Genomic DNA, 586 nt, shown 5'->3' with positions numbered 1-586 from the left:
TTGATTGTATAAATCCATGATTGGGGATAAATAAAGTTTTTTATCTCCGACTCTAAATTCAGTAACATCTGTTACCCATTTCTGTTGTGGTTTTTCAGCTTTGAATTCCCTTTTTAAGATATTTGGTGCTATTTTACCTTGTTCGCCCTTATAGGAATTATATTTTCTTTTTTTTCGTATAATACTCCTTATTCCCAGCTCAACCATCAATTTCAAAACTGTTTTATGATTAATGAGTATACCTTTCTTTCGCAGCGCATCTTTTATACGACGATAGCCATAACGACCTTTGTGTTGATTGTAAATCTCCATGATAACCGGCTTTATATCAGCGTACTTATCTAATTTACCACGTTGTTGGTGATAAAAATAACTACTGCGAGCCATCTTACTGCAGTCTAGAAGTAAATCCAGACTGAAATCCTGCCTTAACTCTTCGATGACTTTGACTTTCGAGAGTTTAGTTTTTCTTCCTCCGCTTGAATTAAGGCATTGAACTTTTTTAAAAATGCATTTTCACAACGTAACCGTTCGATTTCCAGTAAAAGTTCTTCTTCTCTAGTTAAAGGTTTTTGAGATTTATATG

Annotated in this window: 1 protein-coding gene; it reads right to left on the bottom strand. The window is 33.8% G+C overall.

Going from position 1 to position 586, the window contains the following annotated elements; all coding sequences use genetic code 11:
- The coding region (locus tag H8B04_RS16905; RefSeq protein ID WP_317170681.1) for an IS3 family transposase at positions 1 to 510 on the bottom strand (510 nt) is incomplete at its 3' end.
- Positions 511 to 586: the final 76 nt, after the last annotated feature.

It is taken from the genome of Sphingobacterium litopenaei, assembly GCF_014692495.1.
Lineage (GTDB): Bacteria > Bacteroidota > Bacteroidia > Sphingobacteriales > Sphingobacteriaceae > Sphingobacterium > Sphingobacterium litopenaei.
The sequence above is the reverse complement of the archived record's forward strand: the minus strand, read 5'-3'. Positions and strand labels throughout refer to the sequence as shown.